Annotated in this window: 3 protein-coding genes; 1 reads left to right on the top strand and 2 read right to left on the bottom strand. The window is 65.7% G+C overall.

All coding sequences use genetic code 11. The annotated features are described in order from the left end of the window. Positions 1–96 precede the first annotated feature (96 nt). Both NUU27_RS25090 and NUU27_RS25095 read right to left on the bottom strand, forming a co-directional pair. The gene (locus tag NUU27_RS25090) at positions 97–1,284 is read right to left on the bottom strand and encodes a glycine C-acetyltransferase (protein ID WP_257765018.1); all 1,188 of its coding nucleotides are present in this window, start codon (positions 1,282–1,284) and stop codon (positions 97–99) included. A gap of 166 nt (positions 1,285–1,450) precedes the next feature. Next, positions 1,451–2,656 (bottom strand): acyl-CoA dehydrogenase, encoded by a 1,206-nt coding sequence (locus NUU27_RS25095; protein WP_257765020.1) that lies wholly within the window; start codon positions 2,654–2,656, stop codon positions 1,451–1,453. Positions 2,657–2,946: 290 nt separating this feature from the next. Between NUU27_RS25095 and mutL the strand changes: the two genes are divergently transcribed. Next, the coding region (gene mutL, locus NUU27_RS25100; protein WP_257765019.1) for a DNA mismatch repair endonuclease MutL at positions 2,947–4,030 on the top strand (1,084 nt) is incomplete at its 3' end.

Here is a 4,030-nt window from a genome sequence, read left to right on the forward strand (position 1 = left end):
AGGGAGGCATCCACGTTGCGGCCATCTTCCTTCTCCCCGCTTGCGGGGAGAAGGTGCCGGCAGGCGGATGAGGGGCCAGCGACAACGCTTCCTTGCTCACGAAACCACCCCCAGCTCCCGCCCCACCCTGCCGAAGGCTTCCACGGCGCGATCGATGTCGGCGGGCGAATGGGCGGCCGACATCTGCGTGCGGATGCGCGCCGCTCCCTTCGGCACGACGGGAAACGAGAATCCGATCACATAGATCCCCTCTTCCAGAAGGCGGGCCGCCATCCGCCCGGCAAGGGCGGCATCGCCGAGCATGACGGGGATGATCGGATGATCGGCGCCGGCGAGCTCGAATCCCAGCGCGGTCATGCCCCGGCGAAAGCGCGCGGCGTTGTCAAACAGCCGGCGCCGCAGCGCATCGCCGCCGGCCACCATGTCGAAAACCGTCAGCGAGGCGGCGGCGATCACCGGTGCCAGCGTGTTCGAAAAGAGATACGGCCTGGAGCGTTGGCGCAGCCAGTCCACCACTTCGGCGCGGGCGCTGGTGTAGCCGCCGGAGGCTCCGCCCAGCGCCTTGCCGAGCGTGCCGGTGACGATGTCCACCCGCCCTTCCACACCGCAATGCTCCGGCGTGCCGCGCCCATGCTCACCGACGAAGCCGACGGCGTGGCTGTCGTCGACCATCACCATCGCATCGTATTTCTCCGCCAGGTCGCAGATCGCCGGAAGGTTGGCGATGATGCCGTCCATGGAGAACACACCGTCCGTGGCGATCAGCCGGAAGCGTGCGTCCTGCGTCTTCTTCAGGCATTCCTCCAGCCCGGCCATGTCGTTGTTGGCATAGCGGTGGCGTCCGGCCTTGGAAAGCCGCACGCCGTCGATGATCGAGGCATGGTTCAGCGCATCGGAGATGATGGCGTCGTCGGGGCCCATGAGCGTCTCGAACAGGCCCGCATTGGCATCGAAACAGGAGGAATAGAGGATCGTGTCCTCGAAGCCGAGGAAGCTGGAGATCTTCGCCTCCAGTTGCTTGTGCTCTTCCTGCGTGCCGCAGATGAAGCGCACCGAGGCCATGCCATATCCATAGCGGTCGAGGGCGCTCTTCGCCGCCTCGCGCAATTCGGGATTGTTGGCCAGCCCGAGATAATTGTTGGCGCAGAAATTCAGAACCTTCCGTCCATCGCTCTCGATCTCGGCGGACTGCATGGAGGTTATGACGCGCTCGCTCTTGTACAGCCCCGCCGCCTTGAGACCGTCCAGTTCATTGCGAAGGTGGGAGAGAAAACCGGCGGTCATGCGAGGCTCCTTGGCGAGAAGAAACGACGCGCCCTTTGTTTCATCATCACAGCCCAGTTTCAAGAAACTTGCGCACCGGAACGGCGCTTCTCGCAATAGCAAAAGGCAGACGCCGGGCGCCTGCCTTTCCTGAAGAACCTTGCAACCGCAGCAAGGCGACAGCGTATCAGAAAAACGCCTGCAGTCCCGTCTGCGCGCGGCCGAGGATCAGCGCATGGACGTCGTGCGTGCCCTCGTAGGTGTTGACGGTCTCGAGGTTCTGCGCGTGGCGCATGACGTGGTATTCGATCTGAATGCCGTTGCCGCCATGCATGTCGCGGGCCTGCCGCGCGATGTCGAGTGCCTTGCCGCAATTGTTGCGCTTGACGATGGAAATCATCTCCGGGGCCATCTTGCCCTCGTCGAACAGGCGGCCGACGCGCAACGAGCCCTGCAGGCCGAGCGCGATTTCGGTCTGCATGTCGGCAAGCTTCTTCTGGAAGAGCTGCGTTTGCGCCAGCGGCCTGTTGAACTGCTTGCGGTCAAGCCCGTACTGGCGTGCCCGGTGCCAGCAATCCTCGGCGGCTCCCATGGCGCCCCAGGAGATGCCGTAGCGGGCGCGGTTGAGGCAGCCGAACGGACCGCTGAGGCCCGAGACGTTGGGCAGCAGGGCGTCCTCGCCGACTTCGACGCCGTCCATGACGATCTCGCCGGTGATCGAGGCGCGCAGCGACAGCTTGCCGCCGATCTTCGGCGCGGTGAGGCCCTTCATGCCCTTTTCCAGCACGAAGCCGCGGATCTTGTTGTCATGGGCGGCCGATTTCGCCCAGACGACGAAGACGTCGGCGATCGGCGCGTTGGAGATCCACATCTTGGAGCCGATGAGGCGGTAGCCGCCGTCGATCTTCTCGGCGCGCGTCTTCATGCCGCCGGGATCGGAACCGGCATCCGGCTCCGTCAGACCGAAGCAGCCGATGAACTCGCCGGAGGCGAGCTTCGGCAGATATTTTTTGCGCTGCTCTTCGGAGCCATAGGCATAGATCGGATGCATCACCAGCGAGGACTGAACGCTCATCATCGAGCGGTAGCCCGAATCGACACGCTCCACCTCGCGGGCGACCAGGCCGTAGGACACGTAGCCCGCGCCGACGCCGCCATATTCCTCGGGAATCGTCACGCCGAGAAGCCCCGCCGCGCCCATCTCGCGGAAGATCGCCGGGTCCGTCTCCTCGTTCATGTAGGCATGCTCGACGCGGGGAGCGAGCTTGTCGGCGGCGAACGCGGCGGCCGCATCGCGGATCATGCGCTCCTCGTCGGTGAGCTGGTCCTCGAGCAGGAACGGATCGTCCCAGACGAAAGCGGCGGTCGCGGATTTGGGTCTCGGTGCTTCCATATTCATATATGCCTTCCCTGAAGCCTGTTGCTTGGACGGGTGCCGGGTGGTGCGATCCTGAGGGATGATCCCCGTCCCTCAGGATCGCACCGCTCAATAATCTGCGGCTGACTTCTCCAGATGGATGGGCGATCCCTCTGGGTCAGGCCACTAAGCATACAGCATCCTAGGGCATAATGCTTGAAGCTTAAAATGATTTTTTGGAAGAGGCTGATGCCGGGACGGACTGATGAGGGGCCGAACGGAACGCCGCCCTTCGCAACCCGTCCGAATCCCCCTAAAATCGCGCCATGACCATCCGCCCGCTCTCCGACACCGTCATCAACCAGATTGCCGCCGGCGAAGTGATCGAGCGGCCGGCGAGCGTCGTCAAGGAACTCGTCGAGAACGCACTCGACGCGGGGGCGAGCCGTGTCGAGGTGGCGACGGCCGGCGGCGGGCTCAGTCTGATCCGCATCGTCGACAACGGTTCCGGCATCACGCCCCAGGAACTGCCGCTCGCCGTCTCGCGCCACTGCACCTCGAAACTCTCCGAGGACATCCACGACATCCGCTCGCTCGGCTTCCGCGGCGAAGCGCTGCCCTCCATCGGCTCGGTGGCGCGGCTGTCGCTGCGCTCGCGCACGCCGGGTGCAGACGGCGCCGCCGAGATCAGCGTCGAGGGCGGGCGCGTGTCGGCCGTCCGCCCGGTCGCCGCCAACCAGGGCACGACGGTGGAAGTGCGCGACCTCTTCTTCGCGACCCCGGCGCGCCTCAAGTTCATGAAGAGCGAACGCGCCGAGACCTCGGCGATCACCGAGGTGGTCAGGCGCATGGCGCTCGCCTTTCCAGGGGTGCGTTTCTCGCTTTCGGGCACCGACCGCAGCACGCTGGATCTGCCCGCCGTAGCGGCCGACGGCGAAGGGCTACTGCGCCGCATCGCCCAGGTGATGGGCAAGGAATTCTCCGAAAACACGCTCGCCATCGACGCCGAGCGCGAAGGGGTCGGCCTGACGGGGCATGTCTCGATCCCCTCCTTCACGCGCGGCAACGCCCTGCAGCAGTATTTCTACGTCAACGGACGACCCGTCCGCGACAAGCTGCTCGCTGGCGCCCTCCGCGGCGCCTATATGGACGTCCTGCCGCGCGACCGGCATGCGGTGGCGGCGCTGTTCCTGTCGCTCGATCCGGAACTGGTCGACGTCAACGTGCATCCCGCCAAGGCCGATGTCCGTTTCCGCGACCCCGGCCTCGTGCGCGGACTGATCGTCGGCGCCGTCCGCCACGCGCTGGAGACGAGCGGCATGCGCGCCTCTACCTCCGGGGCCGAGGCGATGCTCGCCGCCTTCCAGCGGCCGCAGGCGGATTTCGCCGCGGCGGGCGCCGCGGCGGCCG

The organism is Nitratireductor sp. ZSWI3 (assembly GCF_024655565.1).
In the GTDB taxonomy this organism is placed as follows: domain Bacteria; phylum Pseudomonadota; class Alphaproteobacteria; order Rhizobiales; family Rhizobiaceae; genus Nitratireductor.